Annotated in this window: 22 protein-coding genes; 13 read left to right on the top strand and 9 right to left on the bottom strand. The window is 74.3% G+C overall.

Annotation, left to right across the window (positions count from 1 at the left end; translation table 11 throughout):
• Nucleotides 1-8: 8 nt before the first annotated feature.
• The 6 genes from ACN268_RS13460 to ACN268_RS13435 all read left to right on the top strand — a co-directional run bounded on the left by ACN268_RS13460 (nt 9) and on the right by ACN268_RS13435 (nt 5490).
• Nucleotides 9-461: an SRPBCC family protein gene (locus tag ACN268_RS13460; RefSeq protein ID WP_204927820.1), complete on the top strand. Its 453-nt coding sequence runs from the start codon at nt 9-11 to the stop codon at nt 459-461.
• 37 nt (nt 462-498) lie between these two features.
• Nucleotides 499-1173 carry a hypothetical protein gene (locus ACN268_RS13455; RefSeq protein WP_421483497.1) on the top strand — a complete coding sequence of 225 codons (675 nt, stop codon included), beginning with the start codon at nt 499-501 and terminating at the stop codon, nt 1171-1173.
• A gap of 73 nt (nt 1174-1246) precedes the next feature.
• The gene (locus ACN268_RS13450) at nt 1247-2194 is read left to right on the top strand and encodes an ROK family glucokinase (protein WP_204927818.1); all 948 of its coding nucleotides are present in this window, start codon (nt 1247-1249) and stop codon (nt 2192-2194) included.
• 221 nt (nt 2195-2415) lie between these two features.
• The gene (locus ACN268_RS13445) at nt 2416-3102 is read left to right on the top strand and encodes an endonuclease/exonuclease/phosphatase family protein (RefSeq protein ID WP_204927891.1); all 687 of its coding nucleotides are present in this window, start codon (nt 2416-2418) and stop codon (nt 3100-3102) included.
• Nucleotides 3103-3259: 157 nt separating this feature from the next.
• Nucleotides 3260-4666 carry a flavin-containing monooxygenase gene (locus tag ACN268_RS13440; RefSeq protein ID WP_421483495.1) on the top strand — a complete coding sequence of 469 codons (1407 nt, stop codon included), beginning with the start codon at nt 3260-3262 and terminating at the stop codon, nt 4664-4666.
• A 29-nt stretch (nt 4667-4695) separates the two neighbouring features.
• On the top strand, nt 4696-5490 hold the full coding sequence (locus ACN268_RS13435) for an alpha/beta hydrolase (RefSeq protein ID WP_421486885.1): 795 nt from the start codon (nt 4696-4698) through the stop codon (nt 5488-5490).
• A gap of 152 nt (nt 5491-5642) precedes the next feature.
• On the opposite strand, the gene ACN268_RS13430 is transcribed toward ACN268_RS13435, so the two are convergent.
• The 3 genes from ACN268_RS13430 to ACN268_RS13420 form a co-directional block, all read right to left on the bottom strand.
• Nucleotides 5643-7061: an alpha,alpha-trehalose-phosphate synthase (UDP-forming) gene (locus ACN268_RS13430; RefSeq protein WP_421483494.1), complete on the bottom strand. Its 1419-nt coding sequence runs from the start codon at nt 7059-7061 to the stop codon at nt 5643-5645.
• 185 nt (nt 7062-7246) lie between these two features.
• On the bottom strand, nt 7247-8092 hold the full coding sequence (locus ACN268_RS13425) for a DUF308 domain-containing protein (RefSeq protein WP_421483493.1): 846 nt from the start codon (nt 8090-8092) through the stop codon (nt 7247-7249).
• Between the two features lie 493 nt (nt 8093-8585).
• Nucleotides 8586-12149: an adenylate/guanylate cyclase domain-containing protein gene (locus tag ACN268_RS13420; RefSeq protein ID WP_421486884.1), complete on the bottom strand. Its 3564-nt coding sequence runs from the start codon at nt 12147-12149 to the stop codon at nt 8586-8588.
• Nucleotides 12150-12383: 234 nt separating this feature from the next.
• On the opposite strand from ACN268_RS13420, the gene ACN268_RS13415 reads away from it, so the two are divergent.
• A complete protein-coding gene (locus ACN268_RS13415) occupies nt 12384-12554 on the top strand; it encodes a hypothetical protein (protein ID WP_421483492.1) in 171 nt (56 codons plus the stop codon).
• A 96-nt stretch (nt 12555-12650) separates the two neighbouring features.
• Here the strand turns inward: ACN268_RS13415 and ACN268_RS13410 are convergent, their stop codons facing one another.
• Nucleotides 12651-13343 (bottom strand): Crp/Fnr family transcriptional regulator, encoded by a 693-nt coding sequence (locus tag ACN268_RS13410; RefSeq protein WP_421483491.1) that lies wholly within the window; start codon nt 13341-13343, stop codon nt 12651-12653.
• Nucleotides 13344-13624: 281 nt separating this feature from the next.
• Here ACN268_RS13410 and ACN268_RS13405 point away from each other — a divergent pair, with 281 nt between their 5' ends.
• From ACN268_RS13405 to proC, 4 genes are all read left to right on the top strand, one after another.
• Entirely contained in the window at nt 13625-14128 is a 504-nt protein-coding gene (locus tag ACN268_RS13405) for a polyadenylate-specific 3'-exoribonuclease AS (protein WP_088644696.1), read from the top strand.
• 244 nt (nt 14129-14372) lie between these two features.
• Nucleotides 14373-14876: a pyridoxamine 5'-phosphate oxidase family protein gene (locus tag ACN268_RS13400; RefSeq protein ID WP_421483489.1), complete on the top strand. Its 504-nt coding sequence runs from the start codon at nt 14373-14375 to the stop codon at nt 14874-14876.
• Between the two features lie 178 nt (nt 14877-15054).
• Nucleotides 15055-16083, top strand: a complete 1029-nt coding sequence (locus ACN268_RS13395) for a 6-phosphofructokinase (RefSeq protein ID WP_088644698.1) — start codon at nt 15055-15057, stop codon at nt 16081-16083.
• Nucleotides 16084-16160: 77 nt separating this feature from the next.
• Nucleotides 16161-16979, top strand: coding sequence for a pyrroline-5-carboxylate reductase (gene proC / locus ACN268_RS13390; protein ID WP_421483488.1), 819 nt, complete (start codon nt 16161-16163; stop codon nt 16977-16979).
• A 13-nt stretch (nt 16980-16992) separates the two neighbouring features.
• Here the strand turns inward: proC and ACN268_RS13385 are convergent, their stop codons facing one another.
• Entirely contained in the window at nt 16993-17157 is a 165-nt protein-coding gene (locus ACN268_RS13385; protein ID WP_421483487.1) for a hypothetical protein, read from the bottom strand.
• A 130-nt stretch (nt 17158-17287) separates the two neighbouring features.
• Here ACN268_RS13385 and ACN268_RS13380 point away from each other — a divergent pair, with 130 nt between their 5' ends.
• Nucleotides 17288-17752, top strand: a complete 465-nt coding sequence (locus ACN268_RS13380) for a phosphotransferase (protein WP_421486883.1) — start codon at nt 17288-17290, stop codon at nt 17750-17752.
• Here the strand turns inward: ACN268_RS13380 and ACN268_RS13375 are convergent.
• Nucleotides 17743-18606, bottom strand: coding sequence for an exonuclease domain-containing protein (locus ACN268_RS13375; RefSeq protein ID WP_421483486.1), 864 nt, complete (start codon nt 18604-18606; stop codon nt 17743-17745). The two genes, ACN268_RS13380 and ACN268_RS13375, sit on opposite strands and share 10 nt — an antisense overlap.
• Nucleotides 18607-18984: 378 nt before the next feature.
• On the opposite strand from ACN268_RS13375, the gene ACN268_RS13370 reads away from it, so the two are divergent.
• Nucleotides 18985-19338 carry a DUF2203 domain-containing protein gene (locus ACN268_RS13370; protein ID WP_208568686.1) on the top strand — a complete coding sequence of 118 codons (354 nt, stop codon included), beginning with the start codon at nt 18985-18987 and terminating at the stop codon, nt 19336-19338.
• A gap of 362 nt (nt 19339-19700) precedes the next feature.
• Here ACN268_RS13370 and ACN268_RS13365 read toward each other — a convergent pair whose 3' ends face one another.
• The 3 genes from ACN268_RS13365 to ACN268_RS13355 are packed head-to-tail and all read right to left on the bottom strand — an operon-like array spanning nt 19701 to nt 22264.
• Complete coding sequence (locus ACN268_RS13365) at nt 19701-20648, bottom strand: threonine ammonia-lyase (RefSeq protein ID WP_421483484.1); 948 nt, start codon at nt 20646-20648, stop codon at nt 19701-19703.
• Between the two features lie 48 nt (nt 20649-20696).
• On the bottom strand, nt 20697-21404 hold the full coding sequence (locus tag ACN268_RS13360) for a class F sortase (RefSeq protein WP_421483483.1): 708 nt from the start codon (nt 21402-21404) through the stop codon (nt 20697-20699).
• Entirely contained in the window at nt 21401-22264 is an 864-nt protein-coding gene (locus tag ACN268_RS13355; RefSeq protein WP_421483482.1) for a DUF4397 domain-containing protein, read from the bottom strand. Before ACN268_RS13355 ends, ACN268_RS13360 begins: the two co-directional genes overlap by 4 nt.
• Nucleotides 22265-22384: the final 120 nt, after the last annotated feature.

Raw genomic sequence — 22384 nt, 5'->3', positions numbered from 1 at the left:
CTCCCCCCATGGCGGACTCCTCCACCCAGTCGATCGTCATCGGCGCGTCACCGGACCGGGTCGCGGCGGTCGTGTGCGACTTCGCGCGCTACCCCGAGTGGACCGAGGCGGTGCGCCGGACCGAGGTCGTCGAGGAATACGAGGACGGCTACGCAAGCCAGGTCCGGTTCACCATCGACGCCGGGGTGATGGCCGACGAGTACGTGCTGGCCTACGAGTACGCCGAGGACCTGTCCCGCATCGAGTGGCACCTGGTGTCGCCCTCGACGATGCAGAAGTCCCAGCGTGGCTCGTACGACCTGGTCGGCAACCCGGACGGCACCTGCACGGTGACCTACACGCTGGAGGTCGAGTTGTCGGTGGGCATGCTCGGCATGTTTCGCCGCAAGGCCGAGAAAATGATCATGGATACGGCGTTGAAGCAGCTCAAGCGCCGGGTAGAAGCAACCGGTGCGGCGTAGCGACGCGACGGCCGGCGACACGACGGAGGAGCCGACCATGGGCGCAACGGAACCGGGCTCGGCCCGGGAGGAAGCGGAACGGCTGGTCGCCACGCTGCTCGCGACGGCCCGGCTGGCCTCCGCCGGCTCCGGGTCGGCGTCGGGGCCGTGGGGTCCGCTCGGTGGGATCGTCTCGGGTGTCCTCGGTCACAGTGCCGGCCCGTCCCGGTCGGCCGGCGGCAGCCACCGCGCGGCGGGTTTCGCCACCGGATCGGCCGAGTGCTGCGTCTGTCCGATCTGCCGGGCGGTCGCCGCCCTGCGCGATCCCAGTCCCGAATTCGCCGAGCGGCTCGCCACCGGCGCGGGGGATCTGGCGGCCGGTGTGGCCAGCCTGATGCGCGCGTTCGCCCCGCCCGGAGCCGGGGAAGCACCCCCCGGGGATGCCGGCGACGTCGGCGCGCCGACCGGCCCGTCCGATTCCGGAGCCGATCATGTGTGGCGCGAGGCCACCCGTACCGGGCATGATTCTGCGTCGGCGCCGGAGCGGGACGTCTGGTCCGCCGCCACCCGGGCGGAGGACGCGGTCGAACCGGCCGCCGCCGCACCGCCCGTCGACGACGCCGGGCCGGCCGCGCCGGCCCAGCAGGTCCGGCCCGCGGCCGACGGTCCCGTGGTGCCCGCCTCGCGCGCGCCGGCCGGCGCGGACGGGGACGCACCAGGCGACGGGGCCTGACCACCGGACATCCCGGCAGCGTACGGCCGGTTTCGGCCGATGTCGGGCAGCACAGCAGAGGGGAGTGGCCGCGGTGACGCTGACCATCGGAGTCGACGTCGGTGGCACGAAGGTGGCCGGCGGTGTCGTTGACGACACCGGCAGGGTGCTCGTGCAGGCCCGGCGGGACACCCCCGCGGACGACGTCGGCAAGACCCGCGACGTCATCATCGAACTGGTCACCCAGCTCGCCACCGGCCACCAGGTCGACGCGGTGGGGATCGGCGCGGCCGGCTGGATCGACGCGTCCCGCTCCACCGTGCTGTTCGCCCCCAACCTGGCCTGGCGCGACGAACCGCTGCGCGACTACGTCAGCGCCGCCACCGGCCTTCCGGTGATCGTCGAGAACGACGGCAACGTGGCGGCCTGGGCCGAGTTCCGGCACGGCGCGGCCCGCGACGCCGACGACTCCATGGTCATGTTCACCATCGGCACCGGTGTCGGCGGCGGCATCGTCCTCGGCGGCGAACTGGTCCGCGGTGCCCACGGCATCGCCGCCGAGCTGGGGCACATGCTCACCGTCCCCGACGGCCACCAGTGCGGCTGCGGCCGGCTCGGCTGCATCGAGCAGTACGCCAGCGGCAGCGCCCTGGTCCGGTTCGCCCGCGCCGGGGCCCGGCAGGAACCGCAGCGCGCCACCGCCCTGCTGGAGCTGGCCGGCGGCGAGGCCGAGGCGATCACCGGCCCGATGGTCACCACCGCCGCCCAGGCTGGCGACCCGATCTCGGCCGAGGCGTTCGCCCAGATCGGCCGCTGGCTCGGCACCAGCCTCGCCGACATGGCCCAGATCCTCGACCCGCAGGTGCTGGTGGTCGGCGGCGGCGTGGTGGACGCCGGTGACCTGCTGCTCGGCCCGACCCGGCGGTCCTTCGCCGACGCGCTGGCCCAGCGCAGCCGGCTTCCGGTCGCCGAGGTGCGCCCCGCCGAGCTGGGCAACAGCGCCGGCGTCATCGGCGCCGCCGACCTGGCCCGCCGCCGATGAGCGCCGCGCCGACGGGGCCACGCCCGGACGCCGCCGCGCCCGCCGACACCGCCGCCGCGCCCGCCGACACCGCCGCCGCGCCCGCCGACACCGCCGCCGCGCCCGCCGACACCGCCGCCGCGCCCGCCGACACCGCCGACGCGCCCGCCGACACCGCCGACGCGCCGCCGGCACCGGCCCCGACGGGAGCGGCCGGGGCCGGCCCGGCCGACGCCCGGCGGGTGCCGCTGCGGGTGGTGTCGTACAACATCCACAGCCAGCGCGACGACACGGCGGCGCTGGCCAGCGTGGTCCGCGAGGCCGCCCCCGACGTGGTGATCGTGCAGGAGGCGCCGCGCCGGTTGCGGTGGCGGCAGAAGTCCGCCACGCTGGCCGACTCGTTCGGCCTGGTGGTGGCCGCCGGTGGGCTGCCGTCGCTGGGCAACCTGCTGCTGACCAGCCTGCGGGTCCGGGTGACCGGGACGCACTGCCAGCGGTTCCCGCTGACCCCGGGCCGGCACCTGCGCGGCGCGGCGTACGCCCGCTGCCAGGTCGGCGGGGCCCGGTTCCTGCTGGCCGGCTCGCACCTGTCCACCGACCCGGCCGAGCGGCCCGGCCAGGCGGCGCTGCTGCGGCGGGAGCTGTCCGCGAGCGACCTGCCGGTGGTCTTCGGGGCCGACCTCAACGAGGGGCCGGACGGCCCGGCCTGGGGCACCGTCGCGAGCGGACTCGTCGACGCCGCGATCGCCGCCGACGCGGCCGACCGGCACACCTACTCGTGCACCAACCCGCGCCGCCGCATCGACGCCCTCTTCGTCGACCCCCGGGTCGAGGTGGTCGGCTACGACGTGGTGGACACCCCGACCACCCGCCGGGCCAGCGACCACTTCCCGGTCCTGGTCGACCTGCTGCTGCCGGTCGTCGACTGATCGGCCGGCAGCGTCCCCGGGCCGGCCACCGTGGCCGCCCGGGGGCCGTCCCGCGACGCGTCACGACACCTCCGCGAGCCGGGCTGGACAACGGGTCGGGGGCCCGGAAGGATGCCGGTCGAACCGGCGTACCTGGCCGCACATAAGGAGATTCCCGGTGTCCCCCTCCACCGAGCACGGCCGGCCCGAACCGGAGCCCACGACGCTCCCTGCGAACCCGGACGGCCGCCCGGTCTCCGACCGGGGCGACACGGTCTGCGTGATCGGGGCCGGGGCCAGCGGCCTCACCGCCGTGAAGAACCTCACCGAACACGGCTTCGGCGTCGACTGCTACGAACGCGAGACCGGCGTCGGCGGCGGCTGGAACTGGCGGCACGACCGCAGCCCGGTGTACGCCAGCACCCACCTCATCTCGTCGCGGCCGTTCACCCAGTTCCCCGACTTCCCGATGCCGGACTCCTGGCCGGACTACCCGCACCACAGCCAGGTGCTGTCCTACTTCGAGCGGTACGCCGACCACTTCGACCTGCGCCGGCACATCTGGTTCGGCACCGAGGTGGTACGGGTGGAACCCGTCGACGGCCACCGGTGGGACGTCACCACCCGCAGCACCGGCGGGTACGGCCCGGAACGCACCTCCCGGTACGCCGCCGTGCTGGTCGCCAACGGGCACAACTGGTCGCCGAAGCTGCCCCGCTACGAGGGGCTGGAGGAGTTCCGGGGCGAGGTCATGCACGCCTCGTCCTACAAGGACCCCGCCCAGCTACGCGGCAAGCGGGTGCTGGTGGTCGGGGCCGGCAACACCGGCTGCGACCTGGCGGTCGAGGCGGCCCAGCAGGCGTCCCGCTGCTGGCACTCCACCCGCCGCGGCTACTGGTACGCCCCGAAGTACGTCCTCGGCCGCCCCGCCGACCAGGTCAACGACGCGTTGCTGGCGCTGCGGGTGCCGCTGCGGCTGCGGCAGTGGCTCTACCACTGGACGCTGCGGCTCACCGTGGGCGACCTGACCCGGTTCGGGCTGCCGAAACCGGACCACCGGGTCTACGAGACGCACCCGATCGCCAACAGCCAACTGGTCTACTACGTCGGCCACGGCGAGATCACCCCCGTGCCGGAGCTGGCCCGGTTCCACTCCGGCGGGGTGACCCTCACCGACGGCCGGGAGATCGACCCCGAGCTGGTCGTCTTCGCTACCGGCTACCTGCCCCGCTTCGAGTTCCTCGACCCGGGCGTCCTCGGCGACGCCGACGGCTCGGGTCGCCCCCGGCTGTGGCTGCACGCGTTCCCGCCGGGCCACCCGACGCTGGCGGTGGCCGGGCTGTTGCAGCCCGACTCGGGGCTGTTCACCCTGGCGCACTGGCAGACCGTGCTCTTCGCCAGGTCACTGCGGCTGCGCCGGGAGCAGCCACAGCGGGCCGCCGCGTTCGCCTCGCGGGCGGCGGCCGGCGCGGGGGAACGGTACGCGGGGAAGGTCAAGGACAGCAGCCGGCACTGGTTCGAGGTGGGCCACGTCGACTACCTGCGCGCGGTGCAGCGCGCCCTCGACGAGCTGGAGGGCAAGTGACCGGCACGACCGATCAACGGGTCCGGATCATGCGGGGCCGGGAGTGGGCCCACCCGGTCCGTCGGGCCCGCCGCGAGGTGCTCGGCGTCGACCCGGAGCTGGAGGAGGGACGTCCGCCGCTGCTGTTCGTCCCCGGGTTCGGGCACGGGGCGTGGGCGTTCGCCGAACACTGGCTGGAGTACGCCGCGTCGCGCGGTTTCCCCGCGTACGCGATGAGCCTGCGCGGGCACGGCGGCAGCGAACCGGCGCCGGGGGCGACGCTGCGGGCGTACACCCACGACGTGGTCCAGGTGGCGGCGGGGCTGCCCCGGCAGGCGGTGCTGGTGGGGCACGGCGCGGGTGCCCTGGTGGTGTCGCACGCGTTGGCGCGGTACCCGGCCCGCGCGGCGGTGCTGGTCGCGCCGGTGCTCGGCGGCGTGGCCACGGCCGGCGCGGCGCTGCGGGCCAACCCGCTCGGCACCCTGCCCGCCCTGTTCGGTGGCGCGTTGCGGCTGCACCGTCGGCAACTGTTCAGCCGGGAGCTGCCCGAGGCGGACGCCCGCCGGCACCTGGCCCGGCTGGGTCGGGCCGGCTGGCGGGCGCAGTGGCAGCTACTCGCCGGCCGGACGGCGGAGCCGGCGGTGGGCCGCCCGCCGGTGCTGGTGCTGGGCAGCCCGGACGACCGGGTCGTCCCGCCGGCCGCGCTGACCCGGGCGGCCCGCCGCTACGGCGCGGCTCCGTTGCTCTTCCCCGGCATGGGGCACGACCTGATGCTCGACACCCGCTGGCAGGAGCCGCTGGACGCACTCCTGGACTGGCTGGCCAAGGACCCGGGCCGCCGCTGACCGGCAACCGCACGGGCCACGGCGGACGGCGGCCCGTGCGGTGGCCGCCGTCCGCCGTGGCCCAGCTGTCGGTCCCGCAGCCCGGCCGGCCGTGCCGCCGACCGCCGCAGCCCGGGCCGTCGGTCCCGCCGTCCGGCGGGGTCGGGGTGTGGTCAGCCGCTGCTGCTGAGCCGGGTGAGCAGCGAGCCGGTGTCGTCCAGCGCGCTGAGGTAGGAGCGCGCCCAGGCCCGGATGTCGTGCCGGTGCAGGTGGTGGCGCATCGCCCGCATCCGGTCGCCGAGGTCGGTGGGCCCGGCCCGCAGCGCCGACAACAGCCCCTGCTTGAGCCCCTCCAGGTCGTGCGGATTCACCAGGTACGCCCGGTCCAGCTCGGCCGCCGCCCCGGCGAACTCGCTGAGCAGCAACGCGCCGGTGTCGTCGACCCGGGCGGCCACGTACTCCTTGGCGACCAGGTTCATCCCGTCGCGCAGCGGGGTGACCGCCATGACGTCGGCGACCCGGTAGAGCGCCGCGAGTTCGGCCCGGTCGAAGGGCTGGGTGAGGTAGTGGATGGCCGGCTCGCCGACCCGGCCGAACTCGCCGTTGATCCGGCCCACCTCGCGTTCGATCCGGTCCCGCAGGATCTGGTACTGGCCGACGCGTTCCCGGCTCGGCATGGCGACCTGCACCAGCACCGTGTCCCGGACCTTGACGTCACCGCTGGCGAGCAGCTCGCTGTAGGCCTTCAGCCGCTGCTCGATGCCCTTGGTGTAGTCCATCCGGTCCAGGCTGAGGATGACCCGCTCCGGGTCGCCCAGGTCGTGCCGGAGGCGGCGGGCCCGCGCGGTGACGTCCGGCCGGGCGGCCAGCGCCGCCATCTCGGCGGTGTCGATCGAGACGGGGTACGCCCCGATCCGCACCACCCGGTCCTGCACGCCGATCCGCCGGTCGGTGGCCGGCAGGTCGAGGACCTTGGTGGCGAGTTGGGCGAAGTTGTGTGCCGCCTGGGCCCGCTGGAACCCGATCAGGTCGGCGCCGAGCATCCCGCGCAGCAGTTCGGCCCGGCGGGGGAGCTGCATGAACAGCTCCGGCGGCGGGAACGGCACGTGCAGGAAGAAGCCGATCCGCAGGTCGGGCCGCAGCTCGCGGAGCAGGGCGGGGACCAGTTGCAGGTGGTAGTCCTGCACCCAGACCACCGCGCCCGGGTCGGCCACCTCGGCGGTCGCCTCGGCGAACCGCTGGTTGACCCGCTGGTACGCCTCCCACCAGCGGCGGTGGTACTCGGGCTGCTCCACCGCGTCGTGGTAGAGCGGCCAGAGCGTCGCGTTGGCGAAGCCCTCGTAGTGGTCGCGCAGGTCGTCGGCGCTGAGCGGGACGGTCCGCATGTGCACACCGTCCACGTCGGGCAGCACGGGCGCGGGCCCGGTGCCGCCGGCCCAGCCGACCCAGGTGGCCGGGGTCTGCCGGAGCAGGGGGTGCAGGGCGCTGACCAGCCCGCCGGGGCTGCGCCGCCACTCACAGGCGCCGTCGGGCGCCACGCTGTCGTCGATGGGGAGCCGGTTGGCCACCACCACCAGTGAACTCTGTCGCATCTCGGGCATTCCGATCGGCAGGGGACCGACCACGCGAGCAAGGAACAACCGGGCAGTCGGTGGGGGAAGTGACCTACAGCGGTATTCCTACTGACCGTAAGTTACACCACTGTTACGCCCGGCGTCAGGGCTGCGGTGTCCCGGGATGCGGGCGGTGACCGGGGGCCCGACGAGGTGCCGCAGGGTCAGACGACCGCGCCGTCGTCGGGGTCGTGATCCTCCTCGTCGCCGGGACGCAGCCGCCAGATCAGCGTGACGAACCCGGCGAGGATGCCGGTGAAGCCGAGCAGGGTGACCACCGAGGCGTCCACGGGCAGTAACGACGGGTTGAGGAAGAGCACGAAACCGAGCACGATCCCCAGCACCCCGACCACCGCGTACTTCGAGATCCGGGGCAGCGGCGGAGGCGGCGGCGGGGTGTAGCCCTCCTCCGGGTCGTCCGGCAGGTCGGCCCCGAAGGTGTCCAGGCCGTCCAGCAACGACGGCTCGTCCTGCTGCCGGCCCCGGGGGGTCACCGAGATGCCGGAGATGTCGGCCGCGTACGGCAACCGGCGTACGTCGGTGGCGGTCGGACCCGTCGGCTCGTCCGCCCTGGTCGGCGGGCCACCCGCGCGGGCGGCCGGATCGGCCCCGTCGTCGTCGATGTCCTCGGAGGCGGGCCAGGGATGGCTGCCGGCGGCGGGCGCGGTGTGGAAGGCGGCGACGAGACGTTCCCACTCGGCGTCGACGTCCGGCTCGGCGCGGGCCGGCTCCGGCGTCGCCTCGTCGGCGAGTTGGGTCAGGTAGTCCCGGGCGGTGGTCAGGTGCGAACGGTCCACGTAGAGCCGGTCGACCGGCCGGGACGGCACGGTGGTGGTCCGGGTGATCGGGTTCAGGTCGGCGGAGGGCTGGAGGTAGGCGGCGATCCCGCCTGCGGCGAGCACGTCGAGCAGGTGCTCACCGACGCGCGGGTCGACGTCGCCCGCGACGGCGTACTCGCTCGCGTCGAGCCCGTTGTCCCGCCGTCCCCGGCGGGCGCCACCCGCTGACACCGGACATCCTCCTCCGCGCACCTGCCGGTGCGGTCGTGTCGGCGCCCCGTACGCCGTGCTCTGAATCGTGACACGTCGGCACCCGGTTCCGGGAGTGCGTTGTGGCGTGCCGCTCGTGGTTCGTCGGCTCCGCCGTCGGCGGGCGGGCCCGACAGCAGCCCTCCGGGTGACCTACCCGGCACCCTCGCGACCTGCCCGGACGACCCCGGCCCGGGGTCGCCGACGGTGGGCGGGACGGGAACCCGGTGCCGTACCGGCTGGTAGTGCCGCCGCCCGCCGCGCCCTCGCCCCTCACCTGCAAGAAGTCACATTCCGCGCGAAAGCGGAATACCTCCCCGGACCCTGCCCGGGGGCGTCATCCGGGGTGATCGACTCCGGTGAGCCCGAACAGCGCTGTCAGATCTCCCGGACACCGCATCGTCGACCCAGGTGAGTCGATCATCGATCCCCGTCAGCTCCGATCGGCCTCGCCCGGGGTCGATCTCGACCCCCGTCAGTTCGCGGGCGTCACCCGGGTGGCCAGGCGGAGCAGACCGGGCATCCCGTTGCGGTCGGCGAAGTCGCGGACCCGGTCGAGGGTGGCCGCCGCCTGCGCGGGGTCGGTCACGGTCAGGGCCGGCACCGACAGCGCCGTGGTGAGCATGTGGTCGGTGGCGTCGGGCATCCGGGCGTAGCGCTCCGCCGCCGCCGCGAACAGCCGGGCGGCCCGCCGGGCGTCCCCGTCGCCGAGGGCCAGGGTGGCGTCGACGGCCTGCCCGGCCGCCTCCACCCAGGGGGTCGTCCGGGGTGACCGGGCGAAGATGTCGTGCACCAGCCGGGCGGCGTCCGGGCCGAGCACCGCGGCGACGTGCCCCACCGCCGGCACCCACTCGGCGAACGGGATCACCCGGGTCCGGCTCCAGTCCTCGTCCAGCTCCACCAGCAGCCGCATCGCCTCCTCCCGGCGGCCCCGGACCGCCCGGCAGAGCGCCGCGTGCGCCAGCGTCGACTGCAGCACCCGGTGGAAACCACTGCGCCGCGCGGCGACCACCGCCTGGGTGACCAGATCATGATCCCCGCCGGCCTCTCCCGACCCCGACCCCGCGTCGCCCGTGCCGGCCGCCCGGATGCCGGCCGCCCCCACCGGCGTCGCGCCCGGGGCCGTCGCGCCCGGCATCGGTGCGGAGTCGGCGCGCAGGACCCGCATCCAGCCGGAGACCGCCACGATGTGCAGGTCCCACTCGGCGGTCGGCAGCCTGGTGGACTCGGTGCCCAGCTCCAGCGCCGCCACCCAGTCACCGGCGTAGTACGCCCGCGCCCACTGGTCGGCGAAGCTGGTCGCCAGGCTGTGCCCCCCACCCGGGTCCAGCGCACGCCCCTCGTCGACCAGCCGGGCCGACCGGGCCAGGTCACCCTCCTCCTGCGCCGCCCAGGCGAGGTTGTGCACCGCCCGGCGTCGGCTGACCAGCCGGTCCACCCGGCACTGCTCGGCCACCTCGGCCAGCTCCGCGTACGCCTGCTCCTCGCCGGCCATGTAGCGGGCCACCGCCAGGGTGATCCGGGCGTTGGCCCGCACCTCGGGCAGCCGCAGCCGCTCGGCCAGCTCGGCCGCCGCGGAGGCCGCCACGCAGGCCGGCTCGGTCTCGGCGTTGAGCATCCGGACCCGGGCCAGTTCCAGCAGCGCCTCCGCCTTCTCCTCGGACTCCGGCAGCTCGGCGTAGATCGCGTTGGCCCGGTGCAGGCAGCGCAGCGTCTCGGACCGGTCGGCCCGGCTCCAGGCGGCGGTGGCGAGCAGCGTCCAGGCGCGGGCCGCGCCGGACCGGTCCCCGACGGCGGCCAGCCGTTCGGTGAGCCCGGTCAACGCCTCGGTCCCCCCGTCGACCAGGAACGCGTCCCCGTCCCGGAACAGGGCCAGCTGGGCGGCGAACAGCTCCAGCCCCGGGTCGGGCGCCCCGCCGACCTGCAACGCCCTGCCCACCAGCGTGGCCGCGTTCTCCAGCGCGTGCAGCTCGTACGCCCGCCGGGCGGCCCGGTGCAGCGCGGTGCGGGCCGCCACCGCGTACGGCATGGGGTCGAGCCCGACCGTCCGGGCGATCTCGTGGGCGGTCCAACGGTGGTTGGCCAGCACCTCGGCCAGGTCCTGCTGGCCGGCCTGGGTGAGCTGGGCCAGCCAGTCGGCGGTGCGCTGGTGGCGCAGCACCCGCTCGGCCCGGGGCAACCGCTGGTAGCACACGTCGCGGACCAGGATGTGCCGGAAGCGGTACTCCGGCTGACCGGCCATGGTGGAGGTGGGCAGCTCGAAGACCATGTCCCGGCGCTGCAACCGGTCCAGCGCCCGCTCCACCCACTCGACCGTCCGGCCGAGGGCGGCGGCCACGGGCGCCGGCCAGAACTGGACCCCGACCACGGCGGCGGCCTGGAGCACCGCCCGGTCCGCCGGGTCGAGCAGGTCGAGCCGGTTGGCGATGACCGCCTGGACGGTACGCGGCATGTCGGTGGTGCCGGCCGGGTCGAAGGCGGCGCTCGGCTCCAGCAGCCCGCCGTCCATCAGCATCCGGGCGTACTCCTGGGCGTAGAGGGGGTTGCCGTCGGCGAACTCGATCAGCGGTGCCCGCGACGCCGCCGGCAGGGTGGCCTGGCCGAGCAGCAGGGAGTAGAGGGTGTCGATGTCGGTGTCGTGCATCGGCGGCACCGAGATGGACATCGCGCCGCTGATCGTGCCCGTCCAGGCCGGCTGCCGCTCCCGCAGCTCGGGCCGCGCGGTCGCCACCACCAGCAGCGGTACGCCCCGGGCCGCCGCCCCGAGCTGCTCGACGAAGGTGAGCATCGCCTGGTCGGCCCAGTGCATGTCCTCGAAGACCAGCACCGTCGGGCCCCGCCCGGCGAGGGTGAGCAGGAACCGTCGCCAGGCCGCCTCGGTCTCACCCGGGTTGAGTCGTTCCCCGGTCATCCCCAGCAGTGGCCCGAGTGCGCCGGCCAACCGCATCGCGTGCGGGTCGTCGAGCTGACGCAGCCGCTCGCGGAGCCGGTCGCGCAGCGGTTCCGGGTCGTCGGTGTCCGGCACGCCCAGCCACCCCTTGACGATGTCCGCCAGCGCGGCGTAGGTGACGTTCTCGCCGAACGGCGGGCACTGCCCGACCAGCCAGGTGACCCGGTGACCGGGCAGGTTGGCGGCGTGCCGGGACAGCTCGCGCAGCAGCCGGCTCTTGCCCACCCCGGCCGGGCCGAAGACGGTCACCAGCTGGGAGGTGCGTTCGGTGACCGTTCGGTGCAGGGCGCTGACCAGCAGGCCGCGTTCGTGTTCCCGGTCGACCATCGGGGTCAGCTCGGCGGCCTGCGGGTCGGTCCGGGGCCGGGCCCGCACGGCGAGCCAGATCCGGCTCACCGTGGAACGTCCCCGCAGGGTGACCGGCGGCCGGTCGACGTAGTCCAACTCGTGTCGGGTGGCCGACCAGGTGCTCTCGTCGACGACCACCCCGCCGGTGGGGGCCAGCGCCTGCAACCGGGAGGCGGTGTTCACCACGTCGCCGGTGACGAACGCCTGACCGCCGTCACGGGTGGCGGAGAGGTCGACGAGCGCCTCACCGGTGGCCACGCCGACCCGGAAACCCAGCGGCGGGTGCGGGCCGGCGGCCTGCCGGGCCAGGTTCCGTTGCAGCTCCAAGCCGGCCCGTACGCAGCGCAGCGCGTCGTTGTCGGTGGCGACCGGGGCACCGAACAGCGCCATCACCGCGTCGCCGATGTACTTCTCCACCACCCCGCCGTACTGGTGGACCAGCTTGCGGACGGTGGCGAAGTACGCCTGCTGGAGGCTGCGCGCCTGCTCCGGGTCGGCCCGTTCGGCGTACGTGGTGAAGTCGACGATGTCGATGAACAGCACGCTGACCTGGCGGCGGTCCTCCTGCACGCTGACCGCGTGGTCGCGCAGCGGCTGCCCGCAGCTGGTGCAGAAGTTGGCCTCGGGACTGTTGCCGTGCCCGCAGGAGGCACAGTTGAGCGTCAGCGCCTGTCCGCAGCCGCCGCAGAAGCGGTCGTCCGGTCCCGCCGCCCGTGAGCAGTGTCCACACTTGAGGTCGATGACGAACTCCGTACGTGAGGAGATCCCATTATCGCGCCGCGGCGGGCCAGTCGGGTACCCGACGTGCGGGCGGACCCTGCGGCTGGTCGGCCGCCACTAGTGTTCCTCACGAGGAAAACTCACTGTCAGGAGAGTGCCGTGCAGGTGCGATTGTCCGCCTACTGGACCGACCCGGACGGTACCGTCCGGTCCCCCGGGGAGACGGTCGACGTCGACGCGGTCACTCTCGCCAGAATGGAGGAGCAGGGCATGGTCGAGAATCCCGACAGCAAGACGACTTCGGACGCCGGCACTACCACGACCACGACGTCGAAGCCACAGAAGATCGGGCCGGGGCCGGGTACACCGCCGGACCAGATCGGACCGGGGCCGGGCGCCCCGCCGGCCGACGACAACGGCAAGTGAACGACCGGCGCGGCCGGCGGACCGAGATCCGCCGGCCGCGCCGCTGTGGCGTTCCCGCTCACCCGCCGGGGCGTCACCGCCCGGGAGATCTCCTGGTCAGCGGTCGCTCATGCCGGCGCGTCGACGCAGCGCCGCCACGTCGGTGACCACGATCCGACGGCCTTCGGTACGCAGCCAGCCGCGGTTGGCGAAGGAACCGATCGCCTGGTTGACGCTCTGCCGGGAGCCACCTGCCATCTCGGCGAGCTGGCTCTGGTTCAGCTCGATGGTGATCATCGGGGCCTGGCTCTCACCGGCCAGCCGGACCAGCGTCTTGGCCACCCGACCGGGCAGGTCGAGGAAGACGTGGTCGGCGTTCTGCTCGGTGAGCCGCCGGATCAGGCCACCGAGCGAGCGCATCACCGCGTCGAGGATGCGCGGGTTGGAGTGCACCAGCTCCATGAAGGCCGGGCGGGACAGGGCGAGCGCCGCGCAGTCCTCGATCGCCTCGGCCGAGGCGGAACGGGTGGAGGCGTCCAGCAGGGACACCTCGCCCAGCACGTCCGGTGGTCGGATGACCGACAGCACCGCGCGTTCCCCGGTCGGCGCGGTGCGGAACACCGCCACCGCCCCCCGGCGGAGCACGATCAGCGACTCGCCGGGATCGTTCTCGACGAAAAGCAACTGACCTTTGCGATAGGTGCGCGGCACGGCCGCGGCGATCACCCGCTGGCGCACCTCCGGCTCCAGCCCGGCGAACATCTCCACCCCCGTGAGGGCGTCACCCGGCTCCGGCAGGCGCATTTCCACGGCCCCACCCCTCCCCGGTCACGGACCACAATTTTCGCTCACCGGGTGAACCCTGACGGCCCCGCAAGAGGTGAACTGACACCGCTTCGGCGTCCGGTAGCGGTACACATCAGATCATGACGGCCCAGTCGCTTGCTGTACACCCCTGTAAACCTTTCCGTGACCCTGCGCGAGCTGCGACGGACCACCGGGTCGCCGGCGGCGGGGCCGGGTGCGGCCGACGGCGCCGGTGCCCGCCCCGCCCGTCGACGGTCACCGACGGTGGGTGAGGATGGACGGCGATGGTCTACCGCTATTTCTACGACTGTGAATTCATCGAGGACGGCCGGCTGGTCGACCTCGTGTCGATCGGCGTCGTCGACGAGTACGGCCGCGAGTTCTACGCGGTCTCCACCGAGTTCGACGACTCCCGCGCCGTGCCCTGGGTCCGCCGCAACGTGCTGGACAAGCTCCCCTCGCCGGCCGATCGGGCCTGGCGTTCCCGGGCCCGCATCCGCGACGATCTGCACGAGTTCCTGCTGGAGCCGATCCGGGACCGACCGGGCGAGCAGCTGGAGCTGTGGGCCTGGTACGCCGCGTACGACCACGTGGTGCTGGCCCAGCTCTGGGGGGCGATGCCGGCGCTGCCCCGGGAGATCCCCCGGTTCACCAAGGAGCTGCGGCAGCTCTGGGACGACCTCGGCCGGCCCCGGCTGCCCGAGGCGGCGGCCGACCGGCACGACGCGCTGGTTGACGCCCGGCACAACCTGGCCCGCTGGCAGGCGATGACGGCCCGCCCAGGCTGATCCCGGCCTCGGCTGCGCTTGCGGGCTGGTCCCGGTGTCGGCGGCCCGTCCGGGCTGGTCCCGGCGTCGGCTGCGCTTGCGGGCTGATCCCGGCCTCGGCGGCCCGTCCGGGCTGGTACCGGGGTCGGCGGCGCGGTGTCGGCGGGGTGCGGCCGGCGGTGACGACAGCCCGTGACGATCGGCAGGTTTGACCGGCCCCGTCGGGGGCACCGGATCCGGGCGAGCCGATCCGAGGGAGTGCGCCATGGCCGACGACGCGACCACCATCACCGACGCCCGGCGGCGGGTGACCGAGCTGATCCGGGACGCCCGGATCTGCATGCTGACCACCATCGGGGTCGACGGCCGGATGCTCAGCCGGCCGATGGCGCTGCAGGCGGCCGAGTTCGACGGGGACCTGTGGTTCTTCGCCTACGCCGACTCGGCCAAGATGCGCCAGGTCCGGGTCAACCCCGAGGTCAACGTCGCCTTCTCCGACCAGCGTCACCACGCCTGGGTGTCGATCTCCGGCACCGCCCAGGAGGCGTACGACCGGGCGCGGGCCGAGCAGCTGTGGAACCCGGTGCTCAAGGCGTGGTTCCCGGACGGGCTGGACACCCCGGGGTTGACCCTGCTCAAGGTGCACGCCAGTTCGGCGGAGTACTGGGACTCCCCGGGTGGCACGGTGGTCAACCTGCTCGGGTTCGCCAAGGCGGCGGTGACGGGGACGCCGCCGAAGCTGGGGGAGAACCACGAGGTCAGCTACTGACCGGTAGCCGCCCGGGTGGGCGGGACCGGCCGGGGCGCGGTGTCGGCGTGCACCTGAGCCGACTACAGTGCGCACTGACGGCCCGCCCCGGGCCGGCAACGACGCCGATGGTCTGAGCGGACACATATCCTGGGGCTTATCCGGGCTTCACCTGACGTTCCAGGAGGATGAGCAGATCATGCGTATCGGCGTGCTCACCGGCGGCGGCGACTGCCCAGGTCTGAACGCGGTCATTCGGGCGGTGGTCCGTAAGGGCGTAGCTACTTACGGTCACGAGTTCGTGGGCTTCCGGGACGGGTGGAAGGGCCCGCTGGAGGGCCTGTCCAAGCCGCTCGGCATTCCCGAGGTGCGGGGCATCCTGCCGCGCGGCGGCACCATCCTCGGCTCGTCCCGCACCAACCCGTTCAAGATCGAGAACGGCGTGGAGCGGATCAAGGAGAACCTCGCCGCGCAGGGCGTGGACGCGCTGATCGCGATCGGCGGCGAGGACACCCTGGGCGTCGCCACCAAGCTGCACGAGCTGGGCGTCAACGTGGTCGGCGTGCCGAAGACGATCGACAACGACCTGGGCGCCACCGACTACACCTTCGGCTTCGACACCGCCGTCAACATCGCCATGGAGGCGATCGACCGGCTGCACACCACCGCGGAGAGCCACCACCGCACCCTCGTCGTCGAGGTGATGGGCCGGCACGCCGGCTGGATCGCCCTGCACGCCGGCCTCGCCGGCGGCGCCAACGTGATCCTGCTGCCCGAGCGCAAGTTCGACGTCGACCAGGTCGCCGGCTACGTCGAGAAGCGCTTCCAGCACCAGTACGCCCCGATCGTCGTGGTCGCCGAGGGCGCCCAGCCGCTGGACGGCCAGATGGTCCTGCACAACCAGGAGCTGGACGCCTTCGGGCACGTCCGGCTCGGCGGCATCGGCCAGTGGCTGGCCGAGCAGTTGGAGGCCAAGACCGGCAAGGAGGCCCGCACCGTCGTGCTCGGGCACATCCAGCGCGGTGGCACCCCGACCGCGTTCGACCGGGTGCTCGCCACCCGGCTCGGCCTGCAGGCCATCGACGCCGCCCACGAGGGCGACTGGGGCAAGATGGTCGCGATGCAGAGCACGGACATCGTCCGGGTGCCGCTGGCCGAGGCCACCCGCGAGCTGAAGACCGTTCCGATCGAGCGCTACGACGAGGCCGAGGTCTTCTTCGGCAGCTGACCGCAGCCCACCCCTTCCCCTCCGCCCTGCCGGAGGGGAAGGGGCACGGGACCGGACGAACGGGACGGAAGGGTGACATGGGGTCGGCGAAGCACACCGTCGCGGTGATCGGGGCGGGAAAGATCGGCGAGCTGATGCTCTCCGGGCTGTTGCGGTCCGGCTGGCCGGCACAGCGGCTGCTGGCGACCGCCCGCCGACCCGTCCGGGCCGAGGAACTCGCCACCCGGTACGGCGTACGGGTGGTCGACAACCTGACCGCCGTCGACGAGGCGGCGGTGCTGGCGATCGCGGTGAAGCCGCAGGACGCGGGCGTCCTGCTGGACGAGATCGGCCCCAAGGTGCCGGCCGACAAGCTGGTCGTCTCGCTCTGCGCCGGGCTGCCCACCAGCTTCTTCAGCCGCCGGCTGCCCGAGGGCACCCCGGTGGTGCGGGTGATGACCAACACCCCGGCCCTGGTCGACAAGGCGATGAGCGCCATCTCGGCCGGCGCGCACGCCACCGGCGAACACCTGGCCCTGGCCGAGGAGATGTTCGCCCCGCTCGGGGCGACCCTGCGGGTGCCCGAGTCGCAGCAGGACGCGGTCACCGCGCTCTCCGGCTCCGGCCCGGCCTACTTCTACCTGCTGGTCGAGGCCATGATCGACGCCGGCATCCTGCTCGGCCTGCCCCGGCAGGTGGCGCACGAGCTGATCGTGCAGACCGCGATCGGCTCGGCCGTGATGCTGCGCGACTCCGGCGAACACCCGGTCAAGCTCCGCGAGGCCGTCACCTCCCCGGCCGGCACCACCATCTCCGCCGTCCGCGAGCTGGAGAAGCACGGGGTACGCGCGGCGCTGCTGGCGGCGCTGGAAGCCGCCCGCGACCGCGCCCGCGAACTCGCCGCCCAGGCCGACTGACCGGCCCGCCGTGTCAGGGGCCGGGGCGTACGGCACCGCGGATCTCGGCCCGCCGCCCGAACGCGTCGTCGTCGACGTGGAACAGGTACGCCGCCTCGTCGCCACCCAGTTCCCGCGCTGGGCCGAACTGCCGGTCGAGCCGGTCGCCAAGGGCGGCTGGGACAACTGGACCTTCCACCTCGGCTCCGGCATGTCGGTACGCCTGCCGAGCGCCGCCGAGTACGCCGAGGCGGTCGACAAGGAACACCGGTGGCTTCCCCACCGGTGGCCCCCGACCCGGTCGACACAACTGGTACCGGGGTGGCCCGCTGCGCACCTACCACCGGCAGGCCCGCCGAGCGATCAGGGCTCTCGACGGCCGTATCGACGCCGTCCGGGCCGCCGAGATCTGGGAATGCGCCCTGGACGCGCGCTGGGACGGTACCGAGCGCTGGTTCCACGGGGATCTGGCGCAGGGGAACCTCCTGCTCGACGGGGGACACCTCGCCGGGGTCATCGACTTCGGCACCTGCGGCGTCGGTGATACCTCCTGCGACCTGGCTGTCGCCTGGACACTGCTGACCGCCGACGGCCGGCGGGCGTTGCGGGAGCGGCTGCCGGTCGACGACGCGACCTGGGCGCGTGGGCGTGGCTGGGCGCTCTGGAAGACGCTTGTCAGCTACGCCCACGCGCCGGACGACGGCGAGGCCGCAGCGAACTCACGGAGGATCCTCGCAGAGATCTTCGGCGAGTACACCGACGGCGGACGGTCGACCGGGGAAGATCAGCCCTGATCAGGGTGGCGGGTGTCGTCCTGTCGGCGTCGCCTGGTCTCCAGCGGCCACTCCAGGCCGACCGTCTCGGCGATGCCCCGCCTGTCGAAGTACTCCTGGAGTTTCCGCTTCTGTGCGGCGTACCAGGTGATCTGCGCCCGGTGGAGGTCGTCGGGGAGCATCCGGGCGACGCGCTCGTGCCGGGCCGCGATCGACACCGCCATCCCGACGGCGGCGCGGGCGTCGTTCGTGGCGTCGTGGGCGGAACCGAGGGGCACTTCGTAGTACCTGCACAGGTCACCGAGCTTCTGGCTGCCGTACCAGTGGGGTTCGACCTCCTGGTGCAGGATCGAGGGGTCGATGATGACGGCGCGGTCCCAGTCCAGCGACGGCAGGGCGTGCCGGGCCAGCTCGGCGTGCAACGTCGTGACGTCGAAGTGGGCGCAGAAGGCGACGAGCGGCGTACCGTCGGCGATCGCCTTCCCGACGGCCGTGCCCAGCTCGGCCAGCGCCGTCCCGGCCGGCGTCCCGGCACTGCGCACCATCTCGTCGGTGATCCCGTGGATCTCGGTGGTACGGGGCGGGATCGGCACTCCCGGGTTGACCAGCCACCGCCTGGTCGTGCCGTCGGAGTAGACCAGCGCGGCGGAGACGATGCGGGCGTCCAACGGCTCCCTGCCGGTGGTCTCGATGTCGAAGCCCACCACCGGCAGGTGGTGCCACCCACGGTGGGTGCCCGGCGGCGGTGCCGTCTCCACCGGCGCGCAGTCGTCGTGGTATGCGGTCCAGCCGGTGCCGAGCCGGAGCGCCTGTCCGGCCCCGGCCTCCACCCGGCCCCGGCAGGTGCCACAAGTGCCGGCGTACTTGTTGATCACGATGGGACTCCTGGTTCGGTCGTGCGCCGCACCGGCGGGTACGGCGGGAGGGGGAGGCGACGGACCGCGCGCCTGAAGATCATGATCCATCAGCAGCGTCATCGGCACCCGCCGGCCGGGCCGTCCCGCGACCTATGTGGACTGTCGGTGATGATCCTTCATCCACCGTCCCGTCCCGACACGCCGCGGTCTGGCTGGACGCCCTGGCTTCGCCCGACATCCCGGCCTGGCCCGATGCCCCGGTCCGTCCCGACGCGTCGGTCTGGCCGGCGCCGACGGGTTCGTTGGGACGCCGACGGGTCGGTTCGGACGCCTCCGGGCCGGCTGAAGCCGGCGGACGGGTCGGTACGGATCACGCGGGTGCCCCATACTGGCCCCGTGTTCACTCTCGCCCAGGCGCGGTACCTGGTCGCCACCCTGCACCCCCGCATCGACGAGCTGATCGGCATCCGGGCCGACCTGGCCGAGCTGCGGGCCGACCTGGCGGGCCCGGGGATGTCGGCGCTGGGCGGCCGGGCCGAGGTCAAGGCCCTGGAGGCCCGGCTGCACGGCGTGCTGGAGGACCTGAACTCGCACGACATCCAGGTCAAGGGGATCGCCCCGGTGCTACTCGACTTCCCCGGCGAACACGAGGGCCGGGCGGTGCTCTGGTGCTGGCTGGAGGGTGACCCCGACGTGCGCTGGTACCACCGCGTCGAGTGCGGCTTCGCCGGCCGCCGCCCCATCCGCTGACCCCACCCCTCCCGCCCCCACCCCTCCCGCCCCCGGCCCTCCCACCAGCGTCGATCATGGAGTTGTGGTGGGGTGCAAAAGGTTCGATATCCTCGCGAATTTGGCACCACAACTCCAAGATCGCGCGCGCGATGCTCGGGACGAGACCAGGGCTGGCCGGGGCTGGGCGTGTCAGGCCGGGTCGGGGCGGGCCGGGTCGGGGCTGGGCGGGCCAGGGGCGAGGGGCGAGGGCGGGTCAGGGGCGAGCCAGGGGCGAGGGTGAGGGCGGGTCAGGGGCGGGCCAGGGGCGAGGGTGAGGGCGGGTCAGGGGCGGGGCGGGCTAGGGCCAGGGCGAGGGCGGGGTGGGGTTGGCGGAGGCGGGGTCAGGGCAGGGTGGTCAGCATGGTGGGGGAGACGTTGCCGCCGCTGAGGACCAGGATCGTCCGGGTGCCGGGGGCGGCGGTGACCCGGCCGGTGCGCAGCGCGGCGAGGGTGACCGCCGCCGCCGGTTCGAGCAGCAGCCTGGTGGCGGCCATCAGGTCCCACCAGGCGGCCCGGATGTCCGCCTCGGTGACCTCCACCAGGTCGTCGACCAGTTCCCGGACGTGGGCCAGGGTGAGCCGGCCGGCGAACGGGGCAGCCAGCCCGTCGGCCATCGAGACCGGCCGGGTCGCCGGGGCGTCGCCGCCGGTGCGTAGCGCGTGGCCGACGGCGTTGGCGGTGGCCGGCTCGACGCCGACGATCCGGGCGGTCGGCACGGCATCGCGTACGGCGGCGGCCACCCCGCTGATCAGTCCGCCGCCACCGACCGGGACCAGCACCAGGCCCGGCGGTGGACCGTCAGCCAGCAGTTCCCGGCCCAGGGTGGCCTGGCCGGCGATGACGTCCGGGTCGTCGAACGGCGGCAGCAGGTGGTAGCCGCGTTCGGCGGTGATCTCCTCGCATGTGGCGAGCAGGTCGTCGGTGAGTACGACCTCCCCACCCCACCGGCGGACCGCTTCGATCTTGGTGGGTACCGCGTGCGGGGGCATGCAGACGACGGTGGGCAGGCCGAACGTACGTCCGGCGAAGGCCACCGCCATGGCGTGGTTGCCGGCCGAGAAGGCGGTCAGCCCGGTGGGCATCGCCTGCCGTTCGGCCAGCGTGAGCAGCGCGTTCAGCGCGCCCCGGACCTTGAAGCTGCCGGTGTGCTGGAGGTTCTCCGCCTTCACCGCGACGTCGAGCGCGAACTCGTCGCCGAGTTGCGGGCAGGGCAGGAGCGGGGTCCGGACGATCCGCCCGGCGAGCCGGCGTTCGGCGGCCAGGACGTCGTCCACGCTGGTCAGTCGCACTGCCGGAGCCTAGCGGGCGGGACGTGCGGGGCCGTGCCGGTGGGCGGGTCAGTCGGCTGCGGAGCGGGGGAGGGGGTCGACCGGCGGGTCGGCGACGGCGAAGACCACCACGTTGTCCCGGTAGTGGCCGACGCGCCTGTCGAAGTCGCCTCCGCAGGTGATCAGCCGTAGCTCCGGGCCGGGCGTCGGGCCGTACACGGTGGCGGTGGGGAAGGCGTCCTTGGGCGTACGCAGCGTGCCGGTGACCCGGAACGTCACCCGGCGGTCGCCCCGCCACACCTCGATCCGGTCGCCGGGACGCAACTCGCCGAGGCGGGCGAAGACGGCGGGGCCGCGCCGCGAGTCCAGGTGACCGGCGATCACCGCCGGCCCCGGCTCGCCCGGGGCCGGGCCGCCGCCGTACCAGCCGGCCCGGGTGAAGTCCGCCGGGGGGACCAGGGCGCCGGCCCGGTCCAGCCCGAGGGCGGTGAGCGGGGAGTCGACGCCGATCCGCGCGACGCGTACCCGGGTGGGGGATGCCGGGGTGGCGCGGGGGGTGCCGGCCCCGGTGGCGCAACCGGTCCCGCAGCCGGGCTGCCAGGCCCCGGCCACCGCGACCGGCCGGGGTGCTCCGTCCGGGCCGCCGGGGCCGGTGGCGGCGGCGACCACGACGCCGGCACCGGCGGCGAGGCAGCACGCCGCGCCGGCCGCGACCAGGACGGTGGCCGGCGCGGGCCGGGCGCGGTGCCGGCGGATCGCGAAGCCGGGCCGGGTCACCAGACCGGTCGCCGCCGACGCCGCACCAGCACCGTCGTGCCCACCAGCACGGCCCCCGCGAGCACCCCGCCGGCCATCATCGGGTACGCCCCGAGCCCACCCGTGGCCAGCCCGCCGGCCCCCGCCGGCACGCCGCCTACCGGTGCGGTCCCGCCACCCCGGGCGTCCTCGCGCAGCTCGACTGTCAACCCGCCCCGCTTGCCGTCGAGCACCAGCAGCGAGTAGACCCGTCCCCCGGTGAGGGTCACCTCGGCGTCGGTGCCCGGCCCGCCGCCGCCACCGAGGCGCAGCCGCCAGCGTCCCGGCTCGACCTGCCGGTAGTCGGTGGTGGTGGCGAACCGGACGGCGTCGGCGATGGTCGGCCCGTCGTCGGCGGCCACGTCGACCACCGGGGCGCGCACGGACGCCTGGACGACCCGCACCTTCGCCCGGCCGGCCGCCGGGGCGCTGAGGTCGTCGGCGAGCACCCGCAGGCCGAGGTCGGCGTACCGGCCCACCCCGGCCACCGTGTACGCCTCGCCCGCGCGCAGGGCCACCTCGGTGGTGAGCACCGGTGGTTCGCTGGCCGGGGCGCCGGCCTGTCGCATCGCCACCGCGTACCGGCCGACGGCCAGCGGCAGGTACCGGGAGACGACGCCGTAGCCGACGGCGGGGAAGACCTGCGGCGTCGCCGCGCCCGGGGCGGAGAGGTAGACGTCCACGGCCGGGGTGTCGGGGGAGAGGTGGGCGAGCCGGACGTAGCCGACGTCGCCGGCCGCCGCCCCGGCCGGCGTGCCGCCGACGGTGGCCAGTGCGGTGCCGAGTAGGAGGGTGCCGGCGGCGGCGAGCAGCCGGCGCGGCGCGGTACGGAGCTGGGGCATCTCGCCTCCGGAGGTGGTGTCGGTGCCGACCCCCAGCGTCCCGTGGACGGGACCCGGCCGCAAGTTGGTCGATCGTCGTGTCCCCGTCGTTCCCGATCGCCGTGGTGCGGTCGGGAGACC

The sequence above is a fragment of the Micromonospora sp. WMMD735 genome, assembly GCF_049178995.1.
GTDB lineage: Bacteria > Actinomycetota > Actinomycetes > Mycobacteriales > Micromonosporaceae > Micromonospora > Micromonospora wenchangensis.
This window is presented reverse-complemented; position numbering and strand designations above follow the sequence as displayed.

Excerpts from the sequence above, each read along its gene's own strand:
- ACN268_RS13400 (WP_421483489.1), top strand. The coding sequence starts at position 14,373 with ATGGCCGACGACGCGACCACCATCACCGACGCCCGGCGGCGGGTGACC.
- ACN268_RS13395 (WP_088644698.1), top strand. The coding sequence starts at position 15,055 with ATGCGTATCGGCGTGCTCACCGGCGGCGGCGACTGCCCAGGTCTGAAC.
- ACN268_RS13415 (WP_421483492.1), top strand. The coding sequence starts at position 12,384 with ATGGAGGAGCAGGGCATGGTCGAGAATCCCGACAGCAAGACGACTTCG.
- proC (WP_421483488.1), top strand. The coding sequence starts at position 16,161 with ATGGGGTCGGCGAAGCACACCGTCGCGGTGATCGGGGCGGGAAAGATC.
- ACN268_RS13460 (WP_204927820.1), top strand. The coding sequence starts at position 9 with ATGGCGGACTCCTCCACCCAGTCGATCGTCATCGGCGCGTCACCGGAC.
- ACN268_RS13355 (WP_421483482.1), bottom strand. The coding sequence starts at position 22,264 with ATGCCCCAGCTCCGTACCGCGCCGCGCCGGCTGCTCGCCGCCGCCGGC.
- ACN268_RS13455 (WP_421483497.1), top strand. The coding sequence starts at position 499 with ATGGGCGCAACGGAACCGGGCTCGGCCCGGGAGGAAGCGGAACGGCTG.
- ACN268_RS13405 (WP_088644696.1), top strand. The coding sequence starts at position 13,625 with ATGGTCTACCGCTATTTCTACGACTGTGAATTCATCGAGGACGGCCGG.
- ACN268_RS13435 (WP_421486885.1), top strand. The coding sequence starts at position 4,696 with ATGCGGGGCCGGGAGTGGGCCCACCCGGTCCGTCGGGCCCGCCGCGAG.
- ACN268_RS13430 (WP_421483494.1), bottom strand. The coding sequence starts at position 7,061 with ATGCGACAGAGTTCACTGGTGGTGGTGGCCAACCGGCTCCCCATCGAC.